Source organism: Pseudomonas sp. S04 (assembly GCF_009834545.1).
GTDB lineage: Bacteria > Pseudomonadota > Gammaproteobacteria > Pseudomonadales > Pseudomonadaceae > Aquipseudomonas.
In genome coordinates this window covers 356,493-380,833 of the sequence record NZ_CP019427.1, presented here as the reverse complement: position 1 = coordinate 380,833, position 24,341 = coordinate 356,493, and the positions used below count along the sequence as shown (strand labels likewise).

17 protein-coding genes and 1 pseudogene are annotated in these 24,341 nt (G+C 62.5%); 2 read left to right on the top strand and 16 right to left on the bottom strand.

The genetic code is table 11. The features are described from left to right. Positions 1-110: 110 nt before the first annotated feature. From dtd to hutU, 7 genes are all read right to left on the bottom strand, one after another. Complete coding sequence (gene dtd / locus PspS04_RS01620; protein WP_159993236.1) at positions 111-548, bottom strand: D-aminoacyl-tRNA deacylase; 438 nt, start codon at positions 546-548, stop codon at positions 111-113. Next, positions 545-1,516, bottom strand: a complete 972-nt coding sequence (pip, locus tag PspS04_RS01615; protein WP_095167312.1) for a prolyl aminopeptidase — start codon at positions 1,514-1,516, stop codon at positions 545-547. Before pip ends, dtd begins: the two co-directional genes overlap by 4 nt. Before the next feature lie 235 nt (positions 1,517-1,751). Next, positions 1,752-2,555 carry an N-formylglutamate deformylase gene (gene hutG, locus PspS04_RS01610; protein WP_159993234.1) on the bottom strand — a complete coding sequence of 268 codons (804 nt, stop codon included), beginning with the start codon at positions 2,553-2,555 and terminating at the stop codon, positions 1,752-1,754. Between the two features lie 10 nt (positions 2,556-2,565). After that, a complete protein-coding gene (hutI, locus tag PspS04_RS01605) occupies positions 2,566-3,771 on the bottom strand; it encodes an imidazolonepropionase (protein WP_095167316.1) in 1,206 nt (401 codons plus the stop codon). A gap of 17 nt (positions 3,772-3,788) precedes the next feature. Further along, a complete protein-coding gene (locus PspS04_RS01600) occupies positions 3,789-5,198 on the bottom strand; it encodes an amino acid permease (protein WP_095167318.1) in 1,410 nt (469 codons plus the stop codon). A gap of 106 nt (positions 5,199-5,304) precedes the next feature. Next, on the bottom strand, positions 5,305-6,843 hold the full coding sequence (hutH, locus tag PspS04_RS01595; protein ID WP_095167320.1) for a histidine ammonia-lyase: 1,539 nt from the start codon (positions 6,841-6,843) through the stop codon (positions 5,305-5,307). A 253-nt stretch (positions 6,844-7,096) separates the two neighbouring features. Next, entirely contained in the window at positions 7,097-8,779 is a 1,683-nt protein-coding gene (hutU, locus tag PspS04_RS01590) for a urocanate hydratase (protein WP_159993232.1), read from the bottom strand. Between the two features lie 448 nt (positions 8,780-9,227). Here hutU and PspS04_RS01585 point away from each other — a divergent pair, with 448 nt between their 5' ends. Continuing rightward, complete coding sequence (locus PspS04_RS01585) at positions 9,228-10,871, top strand: methyl-accepting chemotaxis protein (RefSeq protein WP_159998712.1); 1,644 nt, start codon at positions 9,228-9,230, stop codon at positions 10,869-10,871. A 6-nt stretch (positions 10,872-10,877) separates the two neighbouring features. Here PspS04_RS01585 and PspS04_RS01580 read toward each other — a convergent pair whose 3' ends face one another. Both PspS04_RS01580 and hutC read right to left on the bottom strand, forming a co-directional pair. Next, the gene (locus tag PspS04_RS01580) at positions 10,878-11,450 is read right to left on the bottom strand and encodes a HutD/Ves family protein (protein WP_159993230.1); all 573 of its coding nucleotides are present in this window, start codon (positions 11,448-11,450) and stop codon (positions 10,878-10,880) included. A gap of 14 nt (positions 11,451-11,464) precedes the next feature. Next, a complete protein-coding gene (gene hutC, locus PspS04_RS01575) occupies positions 11,465-12,133 on the bottom strand; it encodes a histidine utilization repressor (RefSeq protein WP_232534619.1) in 669 nt (222 codons plus the stop codon). 187 nt (positions 12,134-12,320) lie between these two features. Here hutC and PspS04_RS01570 point away from each other — a divergent pair, with 187 nt between their 5' ends. Further along, the gene (locus PspS04_RS01570) at positions 12,321-13,685 is read left to right on the top strand and encodes a formimidoylglutamate deiminase (protein WP_095167328.1); all 1,365 of its coding nucleotides are present in this window, start codon (positions 12,321-12,323) and stop codon (positions 13,683-13,685) included. Positions 13,686-13,764: 79 nt separating this feature from the next. Here PspS04_RS01570 and PspS04_RS01565 read toward each other — a convergent pair whose 3' ends face one another. From PspS04_RS01565 to PspS04_RS01535, 7 genes and pseudogenes are all read right to left on the bottom strand, one after another. Continuing rightward, positions 13,765-14,334 carry a lipocalin family protein gene (locus PspS04_RS01565; protein ID WP_095167329.1) on the bottom strand — a complete coding sequence of 190 codons (570 nt, stop codon included), beginning with the start codon at positions 14,332-14,334 and terminating at the stop codon, positions 13,765-13,767. A gap of 31 nt (positions 14,335-14,365) precedes the next feature. Then, entirely contained in the window at positions 14,366-14,620 is a 255-nt protein-coding gene (locus tag PspS04_RS01560; protein WP_095167330.1) for a hypothetical protein, read from the bottom strand. 370 nt (positions 14,621-14,990) lie between these two features. After that, entirely contained in the window at positions 14,991-15,593 is a 603-nt protein-coding gene (locus PspS04_RS01555) for a DUF924 family protein (protein WP_159993228.1), read from the bottom strand. Between the two features lie 3 nt (positions 15,594-15,596). Continuing rightward, a complete protein-coding gene (locus PspS04_RS01550) occupies positions 15,597-16,607 on the bottom strand; it encodes a class 1 fructose-bisphosphatase (protein WP_095167333.1) in 1,011 nt (336 codons plus the stop codon). A 138-nt stretch (positions 16,608-16,745) separates the two neighbouring features. Further along, positions 16,746-18,116: a DUF3999 domain-containing protein gene (locus PspS04_RS01545; RefSeq protein ID WP_414861962.1), complete on the bottom strand. Its 1,371-nt coding sequence runs from the start codon at positions 18,114-18,116 to the stop codon at positions 16,746-16,748. Then, positions 18,113-21,675: pseudogene (locus tag PspS04_RS01540) on the bottom strand (DUF2339 domain-containing protein). Before PspS04_RS01540 ends, PspS04_RS01545 begins: the two are co-directional and overlap by 4 nt. A gap of 107 nt (positions 21,676-21,782) precedes the next feature. Continuing rightward, positions 21,783-24,233: a glycogen/starch/alpha-glucan phosphorylase gene (locus PspS04_RS01535; protein WP_095167336.1), complete on the bottom strand. Its 2,451-nt coding sequence runs from the start codon at positions 24,231-24,233 to the stop codon at positions 21,783-21,785. Between the last annotated feature and the right edge of the window lie 108 nt (positions 24,234-24,341).

Sequence of the window (24,341 nt, the reverse complement as noted above, 5' to 3'; positions counted from 1 at the left end):
CGGGATTATCTAGTAGCCCGCGTTACAACGCATCAGGGGTAACAAAGTATTTATTGCGAAAAACCCCTGTTTCACCCCGAAACAGCCCTGAAAAGATGTTTCAAACGCTTTCAGGTCTGCAACAGGAAGGTCACCGGGCCATCATTGACCAGATGCACCTGCATATCCGCGCCAAATCTGCCTGATGCCACATTGCCATGCAACTGCTGTGCTTTGCCTAATAAATAGTCAAAAAGCTCTTCGCCCAGTGCCGGAGGGGCAGCGGTCGAAAAGCTCGGGCGCAGGCCATTTTTGGTGTCGGCGGCCAGGGTGAACTGCGAGACCAACAGCAACCCCCCGCCGACATCGACCAAGGACAGGTTCATCTTGCCCTCCGCGTCGCTGAATACCCGATAGTTAAGCAGCTTCTGCACAAGTTTGTCGGCGCTGGCCCGGGTATCGTCGGGTTCAACGGCCACCAGGACCAGCAAGCCCTGGTCGATCGAGCCGACAACCTCCCCCGCTACCTCGACGCGCGCGCCACGCACGCGCTGCAACAGGCCCTTCATGCTTCTTCAGGCGGCAGGTCGAGCAGGCGCCGCGCCATCTGGTTGGCAGCCCGCACCAGGGCATCGGTGATACCCGGCTCGGAGGCAGCGTGCCCGGCGTCGCGGATCACCTGCAGTTCACTGTTGGGCCAGTTCTGGTGCAACTCCCAGGCATTGTCCAACGGGCAGATCACGTCGTAGCGGCCATGCACGATGACGCCAGGCAGGTGGGCGATCTTGCCCATGTCGCGAATCAGCTGGTTGGGTTCCAGGAAGGCGTTGTTGGTGAAGTAGTGGCATTCGATCCGGGCAATCGACAGCGCGCGCTGCGGCTCCGAAAAGCGATCGACCACCAACGGATTCGGGCGCAGGGTCGCGGTGCGGCCTTCCCACAGCGACCAGGCCTTGGCCGCATGCATCTGGGCAATCTGGTCGTTGCCGGTCAGGCGCTTGTGGAAGGCGTTGAGCAGATCGTCGCGTTCGTCCTGGGGAATCGGCGCGATGTAGTCCTGCCAGTAATCAGGGAACAGACGGCTGGCGCCGGCCTGGTAGAACCATTCGATTTCCTGCGGGCGGCAGAGAAAAATCCCGCGCACAATCAGGCCGTGCACGCGCTCTGGGTGGGTTTGTGCGTAGGCCAGGGCCAGGGTCGAACCCCAGGAGCCACCGAACAGCACCCACTTGTCGATGCCCAGGTGCTGGCGAATCCGCTCCAGGTCGGCAACCAGGTCCCAGGTGGTGTTGTTTTCCAGGCTGGCGTGGGGTGTGGAGCGGCCACAACCGCGCTGGTCAAAGGTGACAATGCGATACAGATTCGGATCGAAGTAGCGCCGGCTCTGTGCATCGCAACCCGCCCCCGGGCCGCCATGAATGAACACCACCGGCAAACCTTCCGGTGATCCGCTTTCGTCGACGTACAGGGTATGGGTTTCATCGACGGCCAGATCGTGCCGGGCGTAAGGTTTGATCTGCGGGTACAAAGTCTGCATTGCGCGCTCCGTAAGGGGTCGAGGTCATCCCTGGGGGGACTTCTATTATTCTGCCGTTGGGCATCATAAACCCGAATAGCGCAATGAGCATGTCCCTGAAGAAAATACGGTTTTTGCGACGCCTGTGTGGGCGCTGTCGCGGGCAAGCGGAGCACCGCCCGGCCGGCTCCCACAGGAATTTTTATTGGGGGGCAAAATCAGCCAGCACCCAAATTCACTGTGGGAGTGAGTCGGGTTATGCGCTATAGCGCTGCCGCCCCCAGGCCAACATCCCTTGCAGCAGTTGCTTGAGCACCACCTGGGTCGGAGCGGCCAGGTCGGGGCGGTAGCGGAACGGCTCGAACTCTTCCATATAGGTGCACTGCCCCAACTCCAGTTGCACCGCATGAATGTTTTCGTCCGGGTTGCCGTAATGACGGGTGATGTGGCCGCCCTTGAAGCGCCCGTTCAACACGTGACTGTAATCGCTGTGGCCAGCACAGATCGCTTCCAGCTCGGTGGCCAGCGTCGGATCGCAACTGGCACCGTTGAAGGTGCCGAGGTTGAAGTCCGGCAGCTTGCCTTCGAACAGGTGCGGGATCACCGAGCGAATCGAGTGCGCATCGAACAGCATGGCATAGCCGAACTCGGCCTTGAGCCGCGCCAACTCCTGCGCCAGCGTGCGGTGGTACGGGGTCCAGACCTGCTCCAGATAACGTGCGCGCTCCTCGGCAGACGGCTCCAGCCCTTCGCGGAACAACGGCACGCCGTCGAACAGGGTCGCCGGGTACAGGCCGGTGGTCGCGCCGACGTACAGCGGCTTGTCGTCAGACGGACGATTGAGATCGATGACGAACCGCGAATACTCCGCCGCCAGGGTGCTGGCGCCCAGTTCCTGGGCGAACTCGTAGAGTGTCGGAATGTGCCAGTCAGTGTCCGGCAGGCTTTGCGCGGCGGGGATCAACCCGGCCTCGACGGCTGGCGTCAGGCGCACACCGGCGTGCGGCATGCTGATCAGCAGCGGCACCCGGCCTTGTTGGAAGTTCAGAACCTTATCCACAGCTGCTCTCCTAAATCTCGACTTCAACGCCGTGACGCACGACGCGTTTTTCCAGGTCACCACCCAACCAGTACGACAGGTCGGCCGGACGATCGATCTGCCAGGCGACGAAGTCGGCAACCTTACCCACTTCCAGCGAACCGTGGGTGTCGGCCATGCCCAGCGCAGTGGCGGCGTGGATTGTCGCGCCAGCCAAGGCTTCCTCCGGTGTCATACGAAAGCAGGTGCAGGCCATGTTCAGCATCAGGCGCACCGACAGGGCCGGCGACGTGCCGGGGTTGAGGTCGCTGGCGATGGCGATTTTCACGCCGTGCTTGCGCAGGGCATCCATCGGCGGCAACTGGGTTTCGCGCAGGAAGTAGAACGCCCCAGGCAGCAGTACGGCTACCGTACCGGCCGCGGCCATGGCGATGGCGTCGTCTTCGGTCATGAACTCCAGGTGATCGGCCGACAACGCCTGATAACGCGCCGCCAGGCTGGAGCCATGCAACGACGACAACTGCTCGGCGTGCAGCTTCACTGGCAGACCCAGCTTCTGCGCAGCAATGAACACCCGCTCCACCTGCGCCGGCGAGAACGCCAGGTATTCGCAGAACGCATCTACCGCATCCACCAGCCCTTCAGCCGCCAGGGCCGGGAGCATCTCGTTGCAGATATGCTCGATGTAGTCGTCGCTGCGATCGGCGTACTCCGGTGGCAAGGCGTGGGCCGCCAGGCAGGTAGTGCGCACGCTGACCGCAAACGCCTCACCGAGGCGCCGGGCGACACGCAGCATCTTGCGCTCGCTGACCAGGTCCAGACCGTAGCCAGACTTGATCTCGATGCTGGTGACGCCGTCGCGCAGCAGGCTTTTCAGGCGCTTGGCGGCACTGGCGAACAGTTCGTCCTCCGTTGCGGCACGGGTCGCGCGCACGGTGCTGGCGATACCCCCGCCGGCGGCAGCGATCTCGGCATAGCTGACCCCTTGCAGGCGCTGTTCGAATTCGCCGCTGCGGTTGCCGCCAAACACCGTGTGCGTGTGGCAGTCGATCAGGCCCGGGGTCACCCAGGCCCCCGCGAGGTCATGGACCTCGGGGTAATAATCGGACGGCAGCTCGCTACGTGGGCCGATCCACTCAATGTGCGCACCTGACGTCACGATGGCGGCATCCTCGATGATCGAGTAAGTGCCTTGGGCCATGCTTGCAACGTGGCAGTGTTGCCAGAGAGTTTTCATCCCAGGCCTCCGTTAGGTTATCGATGGGACATGGAAGGGTCGCGACTCACCTCGACCGCCGTTGGGGCAGCCGGCTTGACCCACAATTTATAAGCAATCACCAGCAAGACGATCCACACCGCACCGACTACCAGCGCTGCCTGGGTGCTCGGGAAGTAACCCAGCACACCAAATACAAACAGCATGAACACTATCGCGGCCGCCGGCGCATAAGGCCAGAACGGTACCGGGAATTTCAGCTCGGCGACTTGCTCGCGGGTCATCGAACGACGCATGGCCACTTGGGTCACCAGGATCATCAACCATACCCAGACGGTGGCGAAAGTCGCGATCGAGGCGATCACCAGGAACACATCCTTGGGGATCAGGTAGTTCAACACCACGCCGCCCAGCAACGCTGCGCCCATGACCACCACGGTCATCCACGGCACGCCCTGTTTCGACAGCTGGGCAAACCCCTTGGGTGCGTGGCCCTGCTGCGCCAGGCCGTACATCATGCGTCCGGCACCGAAGATATCGCTGTTGATCGCCGATACTGCCGCCGAGATCACCACGATGTTAAGCACAGTTGCCGCCGCGCCGATGCCCAGGCTGTCGAAGATCTGCACGAACGGGCTGCCCTGGCTGCCAATCTGTGGCCATGGGTAGATCGCCATCAACACAAACAGGGTCAGCACGTAGAACAGCAGGATCCGCAGGGGCACCGCATTGATCGCCCGTGGAATCACCCGTTGTGGGTCCTTGGCTTCACCGGCAGTGATACCGATGATCTCGATGCCGCCGAATGCGAACATCACCACCGCCAGGGAGGCAATCACACCGCCGATGCCATTAGGCATGAAACCACCGTGGGCCCACAGGTTGCTCAGGCCGGGAGCCGTTTCAGTGCTGGCCGTGCCGATGCCGAAGAGCATGATGCCAAAACCGCCGAGGATCATCGCGACGATGGCGGCGACTTTCAGCAGCGACAGCCAGAACTCCATCTCGCCGAAGACCTTGACGTTGCACAGGTTCAGCCCGCCGATCAGCAGCACGATGCCCAGCACCCAGATCCAGCGCGCGACTTCCGGGAACCAGAAGCCCATGTAGATGCCGAAGGCCGTGACGTCGGCCAGGCAGACGATGATCATCTCGAAGGCGTAGGTCCAGCCCAGGATGAAGCCGGACATGGGCCCCAGGTAGGTGCTGGCGTAATGGCCAAAGGAACCCGAGACCGGGTTGTGCACGGCCATCTCGCCCAGGGCGCGCATGACCATGAACACCGCTGCGCCACCAATCAGGTAGGCCAGCAGCACGGCCGGCCCGGCCATCTGGATGGCCGAGGCGGAACCGTAGAAAAGCCCGGTGCCGATCGCCGACCCCAGTGCCATGAAGCGAATATGTCGGGCGGATAGCCCGCGTTTCAAGCCTTTGTCTGGCTGTTGCATTGCTCGTCCCTATTATTTTTGTCGAAGCAAATCGATTCGCAGGCAAACCTGCTCCCACAGGTTCAGCGCAATCCTTGTGGGAGCCGGCTTGCCCGCGATGGGGCGCTTACAGGCTCGGCAGCAACTTCGCCGTCACCAGTTCATTCAAGCAACGCGAAGCCAGCAGCTCGCTGGCGGCGTTGATGTCCGGCGCGAAGAAGCGGTCCTTCTCGTAGAACGGCACTTTGGCGCGCAAGGTGCTGCGGGCTTTTTCCAGTTTCGACGAGGTTTTCAGGCCGTCGCGCAGGTCCAGGCCCTGGCAGGCAGCCAGCCACTCGACTGCGAGAACGCCACGGGTGTTTTCAGCCATTTCCCACAGGCGCTTACCTGCCGCCGGGGCCATGGACACGTGGTCTTCCTGGTTGGCCGAAGTCGGCAGGCTATCTACCGAATGCGGGTGCGCCAGGGCCTTGTTTTCGCTGGCCAGGGCCGCCGCAGTCACCTGGGCGATCATGAAGCCGGAGTTGACGCCACCGTTGGCCACCAGGAACGGCGGCAGTTGCGACATGTGCTTGTCCATCATCAACGAAATGCGGCGCTCGCTCAGGGAGCCGATTTCCGCGATGGCCAGGGCCATGTTGTCAGCGGCCATCGCCACTGGCTCGGCGTGGAAGTTGCCGCCGGAGATCACATCGCCTTCGCTGGCGAAAACCAGCGGGTTGTCGGACACGGCGTTGGCTTCGACGGCCAGCACTTCAGCGGCCTGGCGGAACTGGGTCAGGCAGGCGCCCATGACTTGCGGCTGGCAACGCAGGGAGTACGGGTCCTGGACCTTGTCGCAGTTCTGGTGCGAATCAGACACTTCACTGCGCTCGCCCAGCAGGTCGCGGTAGGCTGCGGCCGCGTCGATCTGGCCCTTCTGGCCACGGGCAGCGTGGATGCGTGCGTCAAACGGCGAGCGCGAACCCAGCACGGCTTCCACGGTCAGGCCGCCCAGTGCCAGGGCACCGGCGAACAGATCTTCACCTTCAAACAGACCACGCAGGGCGTAGGCCGTCGATACCTGGGTGCCGTTCAGCAGCGCCAGGCCTTCTTTGGCAGCCAGGGTCAGCGGCGCCAGGCCGGCGACTTTCAGCGCCTCGGTCGCTTCCAGCCATTCACCCTTGTAACGGGCCTTGCCTTCGCCCAGCAGGACCAGCGACATGTGGGCCAGGGGCGCGAGGTCACCGGATGCACCGACCGAGCCTTTGAGCGGGATGTGCGGGTACACCTCGGCATTGATCAGGGTGATCAAGGCGTCGATCACCACCCGGCGAATACCGGAGAAACCACGGCTCAGGCTGTTGACCTTGAGCACCATGATCAGGCGCACCAGCGCATCGCTGATCGGCTCGCCAACACCGGCGGCGTGGGACAGCACCAGGGAGCGCTGCAGGTTTTCCAGGTCTTCGCTGGCAATGCGGGTCGAGGCCAGCAGGCCGAAACCGGTGTTGATGCCGTAGGCGGTGCGGTTTTCCGCGAGGATCTGTTCCACGCAGGCCACGCTGGCGTCGATCTGTGCCGAAGCACTGTCGTCCAGGGTCACACGCACCGGCTGCTGATACACGGCACGCAGTTGGGCAAGGCTCAGTTGGCCTGGGATTAGGTTCAGCGCAGTCACATTCATTCTCCTTTTGAGAGTTTATTAACCAGACGCTCCGGAAGTATCCGTTGTCCGTCGCTTCCCGCTTTTGAGGGGTGGCGCCTTGGCACGCTGGTCTTGGTTAGAAGTCAGTACAAATCGGCAAATGTCTCTTGCAGCGAGGCCGGGTCTTTCAACAGCATGGTCATTAATCCACGGTTTTCAGCCTGCACAAGCAATCTCTGCCGACATCACTGATGCAGGAGCTGGCTGCCCGCCGGCTCCTGCGGGTAGTGCGTTACTGGCCGGTGATCATCGGCAGGTTCAGGCCCTGTTCTTTGGCGCAGTCGATCGCGATCTGGTAACCGGCGTCGGCGTGGCGCATTACGCCAGTGGCCGGGTCGTTGTGCAGGACACGAGCGATACGCTCAGCCGCTTCGTCGGTACCGTCGCAGACGATCACCATGCCCGAGTGCTGGGAGAAGCCCATGCCGACGCCGCCGCCGTGGTGCAGGGAAACCCAGGTCGCGCCGCTCGCGGTGTTGAGCAGGGCGTTGAGCAGTGGCCAGTCGGACACGGCATCGGAACCGTCCTGCATCGATTCGGTTTCGCGGTTCGGGCTCGATACCGAACCGGAGTCCAGGTGGTCGCGGCCGATCACGATCGGTGCCGACAGCTCGCCGCTGCGCACCATTTCGTTGAACGCCAGGCCCAGCTTGGCGCGCAGGCCCAGGCCAACCCAGCAGATACGTGCCGGCAGACCCTGGAAGCTGATGCGCTCGCGCGCCATGTCCAGCCAGTTGTGCAGGTGCGCGTCGTCCGGGATCAGTTCCTTGACCTTGGCGTCGGTCTTGTAGATGTCTTGCGCGTTGCCCGACAGTGCAGCCCAACGGAACGGGCCGATGCCACGGCAGAACAGCGGACGGATGTAGGCCGGTACGAAGCCTGGGAAGTCGAAGGCGTTTTCCACGCCTTCTTCTTGCGCCATCTGACGGATGTTGTTGCCGTAGTCGAAGGTCGGAATCCCCATTTTCTGGAAGTCGAGCATCGCCTTGACGTGCACCGCCATCGATTGCTTGGCGGCTTTGACCACGGCAGCCGGCTCGGTCTTGGCACGGGCGCGGTACTCTTCCCAGGTCCAGCCGGCCGGCAGGTAGCCGTTCAGTGGGTCGTGGGCGCTGGTCTGGTCGGTGACCATGTCCGGGCGTACGCCACGCTTGACCAGTTCCGGCAGGATCTCTGCCGCGTTGCCCAGCAGCGCGATGGAAATCGCCTTGCCTTCCTTGGTGTATTTTTCGATGCGTGCCAGCGCGTCGTCGAGGTCGGTGGCTTGCTCATCGACATAACGGCTGTTCAGGCGGAAGTCGATGCTCACTTGCTGGCATTCGATGTTCAGCGAGCAAGCGCCAGCCAGGGTTGCAGCCAGAGGCTGGGCGCCACCCATGCCGCCCAGGCCTGCGGTCAGCACCCAACGGCCTTTGAGGTCAGCGTTGTAGTGTTGGCGGCCGGCTTCGACGAAGGTTTCGTAGGTGCCTTGGACGATGCCCTGGCTGCCGATGTAGATCCAGCTGCCGGCGGTCATCTGGCCGTACATGGCCAGGCCCTTGGCATCCAGTTCGTTGAAGTGTTCCCAGCTGGCCCAGTGTGGCACCAGGTTGGAGTTGGCGATCAGTACGCGCGGGGCGTTGGCGTGAGTCTTGAATACGCCGACCGGCTTGCCGGATTGCACCAGCAGGGTCTCGTCGTCATTCAGGTTGGTCAGGCTTTCGACGATCTTGTCGTAGCATTCCCAGTTACGCGCTGCGCGACCGATACCGCCGTAAACCACCAGTTCTTTAGGGTTCTCGGCAACTTCCGGGTCGAGGTTGTTCATCAACATGCGCAGCGGCGCTTCAGTCAGCCAGCTCTTGGCGGTCAGCTTGTTACCGCGGGCAGCGCGGATTTCAACGTCACGGTATTTCGTAGGCTTATTCTCGGTCACGAACAGAACTCCTCAGCAATCAATCCAAACCAACCCAGGCGGCGGGCGAGCAAGCCGGCGAACAACGATGCACACCAGCGAATCTGTGGACGATGGTCGAGTCTTCGTGACTCATACGCATACGTCTTTACTTGTACATACAAGCATATGCAATCGAGCGGCCAACTTGCTGGACAAGCATTCAAGAAAAACCCTGAAATGGCTGGAGAGCGCCAGGAACAAGGGCTCTGGCGCGGATGATTTTTTTCGTGGGGAGTTTTTCGAGGGCATGCCCGATGTTACTGCAACATGGTTTTTCGCCACGGTGGGGCGTTCGGTAACACGTAGTGCCCAATTCAGCGCATTCCAGAAACACCCTACAACCTCATTAGATGCGTCCGACTCTACCGCCGCTGATCCCCGCCGACTTCATGACCACCCCCTGAAGTCACTCCTGCGAGAACCCGCAATGAAACAGTGGAAAGTCAGAACCCATCTCCTACTGCTTGCCGGCACCCTGCTGACCAGCTTGATGTGCATCGGCGCACTCGGGCTGTACGGGATGCGCTCCACAGTCCAGGGACTGGAGACGGTCTACCTCGACCGGGTCATCCCGCTGCAAGACTTGAAGAAAATTTCCGCGCTGTATTCCGTGCAGATCGTCGACGCCATACACAAGGCCCGGGACGGCATCTACACCGCAGCACAAGCGGCGGAGCAGATCAGCCTGGCGCTGCCGGAGATCGAACAACTCTGGCTCAACTACCAGTCGACGCACTTGATTGCCGACGAAGTGCAACTGATCGACGAAATCACCCCGCTGATGCAGGCAACCGAAGCTCCGCTGCGGCATTTGCAGGCGCTACTGAACAGTAGGGACCTCTCAATCTCAAACCCGAACCTGGAGCGCTTCGCCGCCCGACAGCTCTACCCCTTGATCGACCCGTTGACCTCACTGTTTTCGCAACTGACCGACGTTCAACTGCAAGAGGCCCGAAAACAGTACGAGTTCAGTCACGCCCGCTACGATTTCTATATGAAGCTGGAGGCTATAGTCCTGGCGCTGACGCTGCTGTTCGCCAGCCTCTACGCCGCGATATTTTGCGCCAGACTGCTGCGCTACCTCGGTGCCGAGCCTCACGAACTGGCCGCCATCAGCACGCACATCGCTCAGGGCCAGCTCTTCGATCCGCCAACCATCACCGCAACCACTACGGGGGTCATGCAGTCCGTCGAGGCGATGCGGCGCAGCCTGCGTACCATGATCGGCAAAATTCGCGAGGCCTCGCGGCACATCGAGGCCTCGACGAAAAGCCTCGGCACCTCGTCCGAGCAAGGCCTGAAACAGGCCGCCGAACAAACCAGTGCAGCGTCTTCGATTGCCGCGGCCGCTGAACAGATGTCGGCCAACATCACCCACATCGCCGAGAGTGCCGTACAAGCGCGCGATACCACGCAAAAAGCCGAACAGATCACCGTCCAGGGCATTGCCACCATGGACCGATCCATCATCGAAATGCAGCAAATCGCGCAGTTGGTGACCCAGACATCGAGCGATCTCGATCAACTGACCCTGCATTCCAATTCCATCGGGAAAATCGTCGACGTGATCCACAGCATCGCCGAACAAACCAACCTGCTCGCACTCAATGCCGCCATCGAGGCCGCCCGGGCCGGGGACCAAGGCCGCGGGTTTGCCGTAGTCGCCGAAGAAGTACGCGAGCTGGCGATCCGCACGACCCGCTCCACCGCCGAGATCGTGAAGCTGGTGAGTACGATCCAGAGCGGCATGCGCAAAGCGAACAACAGCATGAGCGCCGGTCGTGAGCGGGTGCTTCAGGGCCAGCAACTGATCGACAGTGCTGGCGCATCGATGAATGATGTAAAAGGCGCGCTGGATCAGTCACTCGACGCGGTCAGGCAGATTTCCCACGCCTTGCAGGAGCAACGTGTAGCCAGTGAGGACGTCGCGCGCAATGTGGAAACCGTCGCCCAGCGTGTTGAGGAAAATGTCTCGGCACAACAGGACGTCGTGACAACCACTCATGCGCTCAAACGGATGTCGAGTGAGCTGGAAGACACCGTTCGAGGCTTCACCCTCGAACGGGAATAACCGGCATTACCGGTGCTGCGTCAACTCGATCACGCAGCAGGGGCCATTGACGGAAATTTCCAGCAAGCCGCGGTTAGCGTCCAGTTGCAGGCAATCATGGCGACCCAGTTGCTGGGGACCTTCACTCAGCCTGACTTCAAGTTGCTCGGTGACACTGAACACCAACACGCTGCCCGCTGCAGTAAAGAAACGCTGCTCACCCTCCAACCACTGCAGCCGCGCACTATAACGCTGCGGCGCATAGATCAGGTTGAAGTCGCGGATCGCGCCACCCAGCAGGGTGCACGACACCTGGCTCTCGCCGCTGAAGGCAAAGGGATCCAGCGGTAACAGTGGGCGCGTGTCCTCGCCGTCGACCGTCAAGCGCATGCCCGCGCCTTGCAGCACGGTAATCACCCGCTGATAACCGGCGAAGGTAGAGAAGCCGCCCGACTCGCCGATATCGGCAATCGACAGGCGCCAGCCGAAACCGTCCAGGCCGGTGCCCGCATCGCGGGTGATTTCTTCAGTGCTACCGCCGCCATTCTTCCACGGCATGCGCGGATAGTCGGCCGCGCGCAAGACCTTCAACTGACTCATGGGTGCCTCGTGTCTTATTTATGAAACCGCCCTTCCAGGCGATGACGGGAACCGGGGTGGATCAGGCGAGCGGCAGTCACCGGCTGGCGGCCCGACCAGGTGCGCCGACGAATCAGCAGGCAGGGCTCGCCCTTTTCGATTTGCAGCAACTTGCACTCGCTGGACTCGGCCAGGATCGCCTCGACCACGTGCTCGCCCTCGGTCAGGGGCGCCACCTGGTTCAGGTAGGCGTATGGCGTTTGTTGGGTGAAGTCTTGCTTGAGGTAGTCCGGCGCCACCAGGGCGTTGACGAAGCGATCTTCGATCTGCACCGGAATATCGTTCTCGAAATGCACGATCAGCGAGTGGAAGACCTTCTGCCCTTCGCGCATGTCCAGCGCCAGCGCACGCTCGGAACCGGCAGCCTCTTCTTCCAGGGTGATCACCTTGCAGGTGTGGCGGTGGCCACGGGAGGCGATCTCATCGGCAATGTTGTGCACTTCAAACAGAGCGGACTGGCTCTTGGGTTCGGCGACAAAGGTGCCGACGCCCTGCATGCGCACCAACAAGCCGTCGGCCGTCATCTCGCGCAGGGCGCGGTTGATGGTCATGCGGCTGAAACCCAACTGGCTGACCAGCTCGCTTTCCGACGGCACACGGTAGTGCGGCGGCCAGTTTCCACTGTCGATCTGCTGGGTGATCATCTGTTTGACGCGTGCGTACAAGGGCGCCGGACTGTCGCCCAGGTTGGCACTCAGCGTCGATACTGCGGGCGGAGTCGGCACAGGAAATCCTTGTTGATGGATGAAAGTCACTAGCTTGCCGGAGTTTACCGAGCAGGCAAACGTCTGTATATGTATATACAAATAACACACGATGGGGTGCTGAACCATGTCCGCCTTCTTTGCCGAGCGCGCGCTACTGCCTAACGGATGGGCCAACAATGTACGTCTTGAGGTCGGCGCCGATGGCCTGCTGACCCACATCCAGGCCGATGCAAGCGCACAAGGCGCGGAGCAACTGAGTGGCCCGCTGCTGCCGGGCATGCCCAACCTGCACTCCCATGCGTTCCAGCGGGCGATGGCTGGGCTGGCAGAAGTAGCGGGCAATCCGAACGACAGTTTCTGGACCTGGCGCGACCTGATGTATCGCCTCGTCGGAAAAATCAGCCCCGATCAGTTGGGTGTGATTGCCCGCCAGCTGTACATCGAAATGCTCAAGTGCGGCTACACCTCGGTCGCCGAATTCCACTATGTGCACCACGATCACAATGGCCAGGCGTATGCCGACCCGGCCGAGCTGTCGCTGCAGATCAGCCAGGCCGCCAGCGCCGCCGGTATCGGCCTGACCCTGTTGCCGGTGCTGTACAGCCATTCCGGTTTTGGTGGCCAGGCGCCGAACGACGGCCAGCGCCGCTTTATCAACAGCACGCAAAACTACCTCGACCTGCAGGCTCGCTTGCAGCCGATCGTGGCGCAACAGCCGGCACAGCGCCTGGGTTTGTGTTTCCACTCGTTGCGTGCGGTGACACCACAGCAGATCAGCGACGTGCTGGCCGCCAGCGACCAGCAGTGCCCGGTACATATCCACATCGCCGAACAGCAGAAGGAAGTCGACGACTGCCTGGCCTGGAGCGGTCGCCGACCGCTGCAATGGCTGTATGAAAACACCGAGGTCGATCAGCGCTGGTGCCTGGTGCACGCGACCCATGCCAATCCGGAAGAAGTCAGTTTGATGGCGAAAAGCCGCGCCATCGCCGGCCTGTGCCTGACCACCGAAGCCAACCTGGGCGACGGAATTTTCCCGGCCGTGGACTTCCTCGCCCAGGGCGGACGCATGGGTATCGGTTCCGACAGCCATGTGTCGTTGAGTGTGGTCGAGGAATTACGCTGGCTGGAATACGGCCAGCGCCTGCGCGATCAACGCCGTAACCGCCTGTATGGCGCCGAGCAACCGATGGTCGGTCGCACCCTGTACGACGCCGCGCTCGATGGCGGCGCGCAGGCGCTGGGCCAACCGATTGGCGCCCTTGAGGTCGGCAAGCGCGCCGATTGGCTGGTGCTCGATGGCAATGATCCTTACCTGGCGACCGCCAGTGGCGACGCCATTCTCAACCGCTGGCTGTTTGCTGGCGGCGACCGTCAGGTCCGCGACGTGCTGGTCAACGGCAAGTGGGTGGTGCGTGACGGCCATCATGCTGGCGAAGAAGAGAGCAACCGGGCGTTTACCCAGGTGTTGCGCGACCTGCTGGGCTGATACCCGCTCTTGCAGGAGCAAGGCTTGCCCACGATGGCGGCGACACATTCGCCATCGCGGGCAAGCCTCGTTTCTACGGTTACTTCGAGGTCTTGGCCATCCGCGTATCCGACACACGCCAGATCAGGCGAGTGGTGTCGTAGCCCTGCTGACGCGCCCTGCTCAGCAGTTCTTCACGGGTCTCGGCGTTGACCTCCGGCTTGCGTGACAGCAGCCAGAGGTAGCGGCGGTTGGGGTTGCCGACGATCGCGGTCTGATAGTCATCGCTGACGTACAGCACCCAGTAATCGCCCTTGACCACTCCCGGCAACAGGCGGGTAAACCAGTTATCGAAATTCACCCACAGCTTGTCGGTCTTGCCCGGCACCTGCGGCGTCGCCGTGCCCCGGGCTTCTTCCCAGGTCCATTCTGGCGTCAGGCAGCGGTTGAGCACGTCCATGTCGCCGTCAGGCTTGAGGGCGTAATGGGCCTCGGACTGGGCGCAGTTGCGCTGGAAGTACATGGGCATGCGCGCCAACTCGTACCATTTGCCCTGGTAACGCTTGAGGTTGACGTTATTGGCCGTTTTCGGTGCCAGCGAATCATCGCCAGAGGTGGCACAGCCGGCCAAGAACAGACCGGCTAAAAGAACTAATACAAACCGCATCATTATTTTTCTCCCGTGGGCGCTTGGCCCCGGTTTACTTCAGGCCTTGCCCGGAAAACATCAACACTTTGTCACCGGCAAACTGCACGCTGATAAAGCTGTTCTTGTCGCCCCAGGTGCAGCTGGACATCCCCAATGCGCCAGAACAATCGGCCGGTTTGCCCAGCAGGGTTTCGACCTCGGCCTTGGGCATGCCCGCCGAAAGTTTCGAGTAGTTTTCCTGGTTGACCTTGCTGCATGCGGCCAACAGCACGCAAAACGACAGCAAGGCGATAGATCGCAGCGACATGGTGAAACTCCTGGAAAGAGACGCTGGCATGGCTGCCAACCAAAAGCTTAGAAGAGAAATCGCCCATCTGGTTCCCACCGCAGGCGGGTATTTCTTGAACGGTCAGATCGACGCTCAAGGCTCGAATCGGACACCTTTTTGCGGTGTACGACATTTCGTCGTTTTTTGCCAAACCCGTCTCATCTTTGCCGTCGTGGCGCAGTCAGTGCAAAAGATGATCGAAGAGCTTCAGCAATTGGTGGGGAGTTTGCGGATCCAGGGTGCTGTCACCGACCTCATCGCGGGCAAGCCCGCTCCCACAGGGATCTCTGTGGGAGCGGGCGCCCGCTTGCGGCTTGTCCGCGATGGCGGCATCAGCAACAACAAAAAGCTAGAACCGCGACCCCGGCTCACGCAAAAACGCGACCTCTTCGGGCGTACTCTCACGCCCCAGGATCGCATTGCGATGGGGAAAGCGGCCAAACCGCGAGATGATCTTTTGATGCCGTTCGGCGTAATCGAGGTTATCGGCAAACACCTCGCGCTGTGCCTGGGGCTGCTCGGCCAGCAAGTCGGCAAAACGCGAAATCGCCTCGTTCTGCACCGCCAGATGCTCGCAGTGCTCGAACACCAGGTAGATAAAGACGCGCTGGATCGCTGGCAACTGCCGATCGAAATCCGCGGCTATGCCTTGCGCCACAAGCTGCTGGGCACGCAGGTCACCGGAAAATGCAGCGGGGGTATCGCGATAGATCATGCGCGGCAATTGGTCGAGCAACAACACCAGGGCCAGCCAACCTTCGGGACGTTGCGTCCACTCGGTCAATCCGCCGGCCAGTGCCTGGTCCACCAGGTCCGCAAAACGCTCACGCGCCTCACGGTCCTGGCTGTCACGCTTGCCGAACCACAGACCGCCCTGTTGCGCCGCCACTTCGTTGGGGTTGTCGGCTGTACCGAACCACCATTGGAGCAACGGCAACCAAGGCGCGGTCATGGTTTATTCCTTGTGGTAAGCCGTGGCGCGTTCGACTTCTTCTTTCGAACCGAGGAACACCGCTACGCGCTGGTGCAGGCCATCGGGCTGGATGTCGAGGATGCGCTGGTGACCGTCGGTGGACGCACCGCCAGCCTGTTCCACCAGGAACGACATCGGGTTGGCTTCGTACATCAGGCGCAGCTTGCCCGGCTTGGACGGCTCGCGGCTGTCGCGCGGGTACATGAACAGACCGCCACGGGTCAGGATGCGGTGCACGTCCGCGACCATCGCGGCAACCCAACGCATGTTGTAGTTCTTTTTCAGCGGGCCTTCTTCGCCAGCCAGCAACTCTTCCACGTAGCGTTGTACCGGAGCTTCCCAGTGACGCTGGTTGGACATGTTGATGGCGAATTCCTGAGTGGCCGCAGGAATGGTGATGTCTTCGTGGGTCAGGACGAAGCTGCCCATTTCGCGGTCCAGGGTGAAGCCCTTGACGCCGTCGCCCAGGGTCAGCACCAGCATGGTCTGTGGACCATAGATGGCATAACCGGCAGCTACCTGCTGGGTGCCTGGCTGCAGGAAGGCTTTTTCATTCAGGGGTTCGTTCTGGGTCAGGTACTCGTTCGGGCAACGCAGTACCGAGAAGATCGTGCCGACCGGGGCGTTGATGTCGATGTTCGACGAACCGTCCAGTGGGTCGAATACCAGCAGGTATGCGCCTTTCGGGTACTTGCCCGGGATCTGGTAGGCATTGTCCATTTCTTCGGACGCCATGCCGGCCAGGTGACCGCCCCATTCGTTGGCTTCGAGCAGGATCTCGTTGGAGATCACGTCGAGCTTCTTCTGCACTTCGCCTTGCACGTTTTCAGTGCCCATGCTGCCCAGAACACCGCCCAGGGCGCCTTTGGAGACGGCGTGGCTGATTTCCTTGCAAGCTCGCGCCACTACTTCGATCAGGAAACGCAGATCGGCAGGAGTGTTGTTGCTACGGGTCTGCTCGATCAAATAGCGACTCAGGGTAACGCGGGACATGTAAGGCTCCGGAGAAGTGGGGGCTAAAAACCCGCGCAGTTTAACGCGAGTCGTTACGCAATTGCTCTTATCAGACGAGATTCGCCTGACAGAGTTCATGCGCCGGGTTGAGCGTAGTAGCAAAAACGTAGATTGGGATCAGGGCTTGACCGCCGGTTTGCGTAACAAACTGAAGGCCATGGCCGCCAGGAACAGCACGCTGAGCAACAGTACAGCCCACAGGCCCAGCTTCTTCCAGTCGGTTCCTTGGGCCAGAGGCGGCGCTACGATCGGCGGAGTCACCAGCGTCCCCTCCTCGATCCGGGCCTGGCCGAGACTCTCCAGGCGCTTGGGGCTGATGTCCGGGATCAGGGTAGCCAACGGCAGGCTCGCGGTTTTTTCACTGCTGCTGCCCAGTGCCAGGCGGTAAGGCCCGGCACCCCGGGCGAGGAATACCAACTGGGTCGCGCGCACCGCATAACGCACGCTGGGCGCCTCGGCACCCAAACCGCCACCGCGATCATCGACGGTCAATTTCAACTGCTGCACCACCTGCCCTGGCAGTTGCAACTGGTCTTGCACCACGTCCTGGCCGTTCTGGGTCAGGCGGTAGAGCAAACCGCTGCTCACGGTCTGCCAAGGCAGGCTGGCGTCGCGACGCCCGGCCAGCGACACCGGCGCCAGGCTGTTGGCTTCGGTCAATTGCACCTGGAGGCGTTCGACACGCAGGCCCATCGGCAACTGCCAGGTGTATTCACCGGCCGGGGTACGGCTGCCGGCCACCGGCTCGGACCACACCAGGGGCTGCGCCGGGCTGCTGGTGGTCAGGCTCTGCAACAGCGCCGAGGTCAGTACCGGGGCCGCCTGCGGGGTTTGCCACAGCAATCGCAGGTAACGCGCCCGTTGACCGGGCAGCGCGACTTCATGCTGCTCAACCCGTTCGTCGGCAAACGACAGGCGCGCCACTTGCCCTTCGCCCCAGGCCTGCCAGTTCTGTAAATCGTCACTGGCTTCGATACTGAATCGCTGGAAACCGTCCTGCTCGCTGGACCAGTCGAGGATCAATTGCTGCAACGGCGCCTTGATTGCACTGGCGTCCAGCAGCCAGCCACGGCGCACTTCCTCACCGGCCTCCAGCTGGCTGGACGGTTGCACCTGCACCAGGGTGCCGGCGGCATTGGACAACACACGCACGTTCGGCACCGCCGAGCCGGCATCGGCCGAGTCGTACAACGGGAACCACTTGACCTCATGCAGTTGCAGGCTCTCACCACTGGGCGCTTGCTCGCGCGTCAGCGAATAGGCCTGCACTTCACCGGCGGCATTGAACACTCGCACATCCGCCAGATCGCTCTGATGGGCGTGCAGTTGCACGGCCAGGGGCAAATCGAGGCGGTACCAGGGGCCTTCGCCGCTGAGGGTCAGCGGCACGTGAGTGGCGAAGTTCGCCGCGGTTTGCGCGGCCTGCGCCGACAGCACCATGCAGCATCCAAGCACAGCCAGCCAGCGCGGGCTCAACATCATGTTCAAGACGACACTCCTTCAGATTCATTGGCCGCTTCATGCGGCTCAGGCGCAGCTTCGATTCGTTTGGGCGGCAGCGGCGCAAAGTAGCCGACCACCAGCAGCAATACGCCAACGCCAATGAACGACACGATGCGTGCCAGCCCACCGCGGTTGCTCAACTCGACAAACACCAGTTTGGCCACCACCAGCGCGATCAGCGCCGCGCCCACCAGCCAGACTTCCCGACGTTTGCGCAGGTGCCCGCCGATCATCAGGCCGAGGGCGATCAGGGTCCAGACCAGCGACAGGCTGGCCTGCACCAGCATCGACCCGAGCAATGCATCCAGCTCATATGGCACGCCACCCCAATGGTGGGCGCTGCGCATCACCACGGCGGTGAAGAACGCGAACAGCGACACCCCAACCACAACATCGCTGGCGAGCCCCGCGTGCTCGAAGCGGATGGCCAATTGGCCCTGGGCACTGCGCGTCCACGCATAGACGCCGAACAAGGCGAACAGCAGGCCGATATCCAGTGGGTTCAGTAGCGGCACGTAGGGCAACGGCTCGGCGTTGCCGGAGCTGACCGTGTTGGCCAACCAGAACCAGCCCAGCATCAGCACCGCCAAGGGCAGCGCGGCATACAGCCGGTACTCGCGGGCATAGGCCGACACCGGCCACGGCCAGGCACGTGGCGCGGCCATCAGCACCAGGTACAGGCTCGGCAGAATCGCCCAGCCCAACCAACGCCAGGCATTGTACTGCTCGGACAGCACCAGCAGGCCGTAGCGTAACTCCAGCGCCAACACCCCGATCAACAGCCAGCAACCCAGCACATGAGCCACGCTCGCCACCGGTTGCACGAGCATCGGCGCCAGACGCCGCAACGAAACGAAATGCACGGCGAACACCGCCGCCCACGCCAGCCAGCCGAAATTCGCCGCCGGGTGATAACGCCCATGGGACGCCGCCCACAACAACAGACTGGCCGCCGGGATCAACAGCGTGCACAGGATGCCCAGGGCCGACCAGTTCAGGCGCAAGGCCAGCCAAGTCCACAGCGCCACACTCAACGCTGCGCAGCCCAGCAACAGCGCGCCAGACAACTGCACCGGCGCAAAACGCAACACCTCGGTCAGCAGGGCCAATGCCCACCAGGCCGCGCCCCACGCCAACAGCAACTCGGACAAGCGCCGCAGGCTCAAGGCATCAAACGCACTGGCATGGTTGCCCACCTGCAAGCGCCAGGCCCCGACCATCGCCGCCAGCCCCAGCACCATGGGCGTCCAGAACCCGCCATGGGCCAGCGGCCGCAAGCCTTGGTGATCCAGAGGCCCGAGCAAGTCCGGGCCGGCGATCAGGAACGCCGCGCCGCCGATCACCTGCAGCACCAGGCCAAAGACAAAACTCAGGCGCTGCTGCAAGTACAGGCTCAACCAGATGATCAACACCCCACTGGCGGCCCACACCGCGCTCGCAGTTTGCCAGGGCAGGACAAACAACACCGCCAGGTTGATCAGCGCCAGGCCCGCCAACAACACCAGTGACAAGCCGCGCAGCAAGCGCAGATCGCTGCGCACCATGCTGTCGCGGGCGGCAAACAGCATCCCGCCGATCAATGCCAGGCCAATCAACGATGCGGCCAGCAGACCGCTCCAGCCGGTGTTGAACACCGCCGTCGAATCGCCGCTGGCACCCTGCAGCCGTAGCAGGAACAGCACGCCACCGAGCAGTTGCACGGCAAACGCGGTGAACAGGAAAGTGCGCGATTGCAGGCGCAGGCCGACGAACAAGGTCGCCAATCCCGCCAGGGCCCAACTGATGGCCGTGCCCTGGGTGAAGAAGAACAGCGGTGCCAACAGATAAAGGAACGTCAGGCCGGCGCAGGCCAATACCGGCATGCCTTGGCGCTCCCAGGCATGGCTGTGCCCAGGTGCCGCAGCGCGTAGCTGATAGAAGGTGAACAACAACGCCAGGCCGAGCATCAAGGCGCCCAGCGGTGCCCCCTCGATCAGGCTGCTGACGCCGACATCCAGCTCGCTGAGAAATGCCAGCGCCGAGCCCAACTGCAGCAGCAAGGCAAAGGCCCGTGCCAGCGGCCGCTGCTGGCGCAAGCCGAGCCAATAGATACCCGGCCTTCGACGGCCCAAGCGGCGGCCGTCCAACGTGCATCCAGACCCAGGGGAATGGCCAGGCTGGCAAAGATCACCCCCAGCGCCAGGCACGTCTCACCCAGCAACAGCGCGCGCCCGCCACTGAGTACGCGGGCCAGGCCCATGTAGATAAAACCCAGCAGCAGCGCACTGAAGGCCGCTGCGAACTCCAGGTGATGCACCAGCGCGAACTGCAAGCCAAAGCCCACCAGCGGCGGGCCGAACAGCAGCGTGCCGTCGACGTAGTCGCCCTTGCGCGCCGACCAATGCAGCAGTGCTTCGCGGTCGCCGTCCAGCGGGGCGTCGCTGATCTCCAGCAACTTGCGCCGGGCGAACAGCAGGCCGATGGCCAGGTACATCAGGAAGAACAGCATCAGGAACGGCTCGGTGCTCCACAGCAGTTCCGGGGTATAGGAGCGCAAGCCCCAGGCCAGGCCGATGCCGAAGGTGCCGACGAAGCCAATCAGGTTCAGCAGGCGCCAGGCCTTGAACCAGGCGATGCCGAGGATGCCGGCGTTGAGCAGGGCGAAGTAACTGAACAGCGCGACATGGTTGCCGGCACCGGTGGAGGTCAGGATGGGTGCGGCGAATCCGCCCAATGCCGCGGCGCAGGCCAGGGCCAGGGAGTCCTGGGTGATCGCCAGGATCGCCGAAAACACCGTCACCGCCACCAGCAGGCCGAGGGCCGCCGTCGGATCGAGCAAAGGGTGCAAGCGCATGGCGGCGAACACGGTGAGGTACAACACGGCAATCCCGGTGCCCTGGAGGATCAACGCGTACTGGGTGTTGCGCAGCCGCAGCCACCACCCCAGCCCCAGCAAGGCCAGGGCCGCCGCCGCAACGCCGGCATAGCGCAACTCGATCGGCACCACCATGCCCTCGGTGGCGTAACGCAGCAGAAACGCCAGGCCGAAGAACAGCAGCACCACACCCACTCGCAGCACCGTGTTGCCGCCAAACAGCCAGTCACGCGCACCGGCGATGGCGCGGTCGAACAAGTTGGGCGCGCGAGGCGCCGGGGGCTGGGGAGCGGCGAATGGCTCAGGCTGGGGCGTCCACAGGTCGACCGGTGCAGGCTCGACACTGGCTTGGGCCATGCTGATTTCAGGCGGTAGCTCCCAGACCAGCTCGGACGCGGCAGGCGTTGGCTCGAGTTGAGGCGCTGGCGCCGGGACAGCCTCGGCATGGGAGAGCGGCTCGGCAGCAACGCCCCCGCCCTCCAGCGAGGCCAGGCGCTGCTCGACCGCACCCAAGGCCACCTGGGCCAGCTTCAATTCACGCCCCTGCTGCAAAGCTTGCGCATTCAAGCGTTGCAGCACAAACGCCTGGCCAGCACCCAGCCCGATCAGCGCACCGATCAAGGCGTCGCTGAACGACTCATCGAGCAGCCAGCCGAGCACCAGCCCAATCAGCATGAACATCCATTGCATGGTCGATATCCCTTCGCGTAGGAGCTGCCGCAGGCTGCGATTGGCCCGCTACACCAGTATATCGATCCCTCCCACCCGAACTACGAGACTTTTCTTAAAGGCCTCCCCTACTCCAGCGCCTTCCAGATATCCGTGGCGTACTCACGAATGGTCCGATCCGAGGAAAACCAGCCCATCCGCGAACTGTTGAGCACCGCTGAACGCCACCACTCCTTGGAGTCGTGCCAAAGGGTCTCGACGCGCATCTGCGCGGCCCAGTAGGAGTCGAAGTCGGCACAGACCAGGAAGCGGTCGTACTCGATCAAGGAGTCGATCAGGCCGGTGTAGCGCGCCGGATCATCCGGCGAGAACACCCCGCTGCGAATTGCCTGCAACACGTCATTGAGCCGGTGCGAGGCGGCAATGTCCGGGGCGGCGTGGAACTCGTGGTTCTGCTTGCGCGCCTCGACCTGCTGGGCACTCAGGCCAAAGATGAACATGTGCTCGGCACCGATGCGCTCGCACATTTCCACGTTGGCCCCGTCCAGGGTGCCGATGGTCAGGGCGCCATTGAGGCCGAACTTCATGTTGCTGGTGCCGGACGCCTCGAAGCCGGCGGTGGAGATCTGCTCCGACAGGTCGGCCGCCGGAATGATGCTTTCGGCCAGGCTGACGTTGTAGTTGGGCAGGAACACCACTTTCAGCAGGCCGCGCACGGTCGGGTCGTTGTTCACTGTGCGGGCGATGTCGTTGGTCAACTTGATGATCAGCTTGGCCTGGTGATAACTGGCCGCCGCCTTGCCGGCGAAGATCTTCACCCGCGGCACCCAGTCGGTCTCAGGCTCGGCGCGAATCGCCTGGTACAGCGCCACCGTGTGCAACAGGTTGAGCAACTGGCGCTTGTACTCGTGGATCCGCTTGACCTGCACGTCGAACAGCGCCGCTGGGTTGACCGCAATCCCCAGGCGCTCGTGAATCAAATAGGCCAGGGCTTTCTTGCTGTGCAGCCGCTGCTCGGCGAACTGCTTGCGGAACGCCGCTTTCTCGGCAAACGGCTCCAGGCCCTGCAACAGTTGCTCGGGGTTATCCAGCAGCTCCGGCCCCAGGGCATCGACCATCATCGAGGTCAGTTCCGGGTTGGCCTGGTACAACCAGCGGCGGAAGGTGATGCCGTTGGTCTTGTTGTTGATCCGCTCGGGGTAGAGCTTGTGCAGTTCGGAAAATACCGTGCTGCGCATCAGTTGCGTGTGCAGGCCGGACACGCCGTTGACGCTATGGGAGCCGAGGAACGCCAGGTTGCCCATGCGCACCCGACGGCCGTTGTCTTCCTCGATCAGCGACACTGCGCGCAGCACGTCGAAGTCGTGGATGCCCTTGGCCCGCAATGAGTCGATGTGCTGGGCGTTGATCAGGTAGATGATCTGCATATGCCGCGGCAGCATCCGCTCCATCAGCCCTACCGGCCAGGTTTCCAGCGCTTCGGGCAACAGCGTGTGGTTGGTGTAGGACAGGGTATCGACCGTGACCTGCCAGGCCGCATCCCACTCCACGTCGTAGATGTCGACCAGTTGGCGCATCAGCTCGGCCACGGCAATCGAGGGGTGCGTATCGTTGAGCTGGATCGCCGCATGATCGCCCAGGGTCAGCACCGAGCTGTGCATGTTGCGATGGCGCCGGAGCAGGTCCTGCAGGGACGCGGCGACAAAAAAGTACTCCTGGCGCAGGCGCAGTTCCTGCCCCGCTTCGGTGCTGTCGGCCGGGTAAAGCACCCGGGAGATGCTTTCGGCCCGGGCCACTTCGGCCACCGCGCCCAAGTGATCACCGGCGTTGAAGCGCTCCAGGTGCAGGTCCTCCATGGCCCGTGCCCGCCACAGGCGCAAGGTGTTGACGCTGGCCCCGCGCCAACCGACCACGGGCGTGTCGTACGCCACCGCGCGCACCGTTTCCGAAGGCGTCCAGACTTGCTTGCTCTTGCCGCCGGCATCGATGACGGTCTCGACGCTGCCGCCAAACCCGATCGGGTAGATCACCTCCGGCCGCTCGAACTCCCAGGGGTTGCCGAAATCCAGCCAGTGCTCGGTCTGCTCCTGCTGCCAGCCATCGACAATCGCCTGGCGGAACAGGCCGTGCTCATAACGAATGCCGTAGCCATGCCCGGCGATGCCCAGGGTCGACATGCTTTCCATGAAACACGCGGCCAGGCGGCCGAGACCACCGTTGCCCAAAGCGGCGTCCGGCTCCAGCAGGCGGATCCGCTCCAGGTCGACCCCCAGCTCGGTCAAGGCCTCGCGGGCTACGTCGAGCAGACCCAGGTTGCTCAGGCTGTCGTAGAGCAGGCGGCCGATGAGGAATTCCAGCGACAGGTAGTACACCCGCTTCTGGCCTTTGCGGTAAATCTGCCGCGTATGGTCCATCCAGTGCTCGACCATGTGATCGCGCGCTGCCAGCGCAATGGCCTCGAACCAGTCGTGGTCGAAGGCGTGATCCGGATCCTTGCCGACGGCATAGGTGAGTTTGGTCAGGACGGCTTCGCGAAATGCGGCCACCTCAGCTTCGCGAACAAGTGGTTCTTGAGTCATCGATAGGGCCTCGGGCGAGCATGGAATTGACTGAGCCTAGACGGTCTGACAAACGGTGCAGTCGCTGGTTCGGGTGTTTTGCACAATCACCTGAATTGAGCGGTTCAG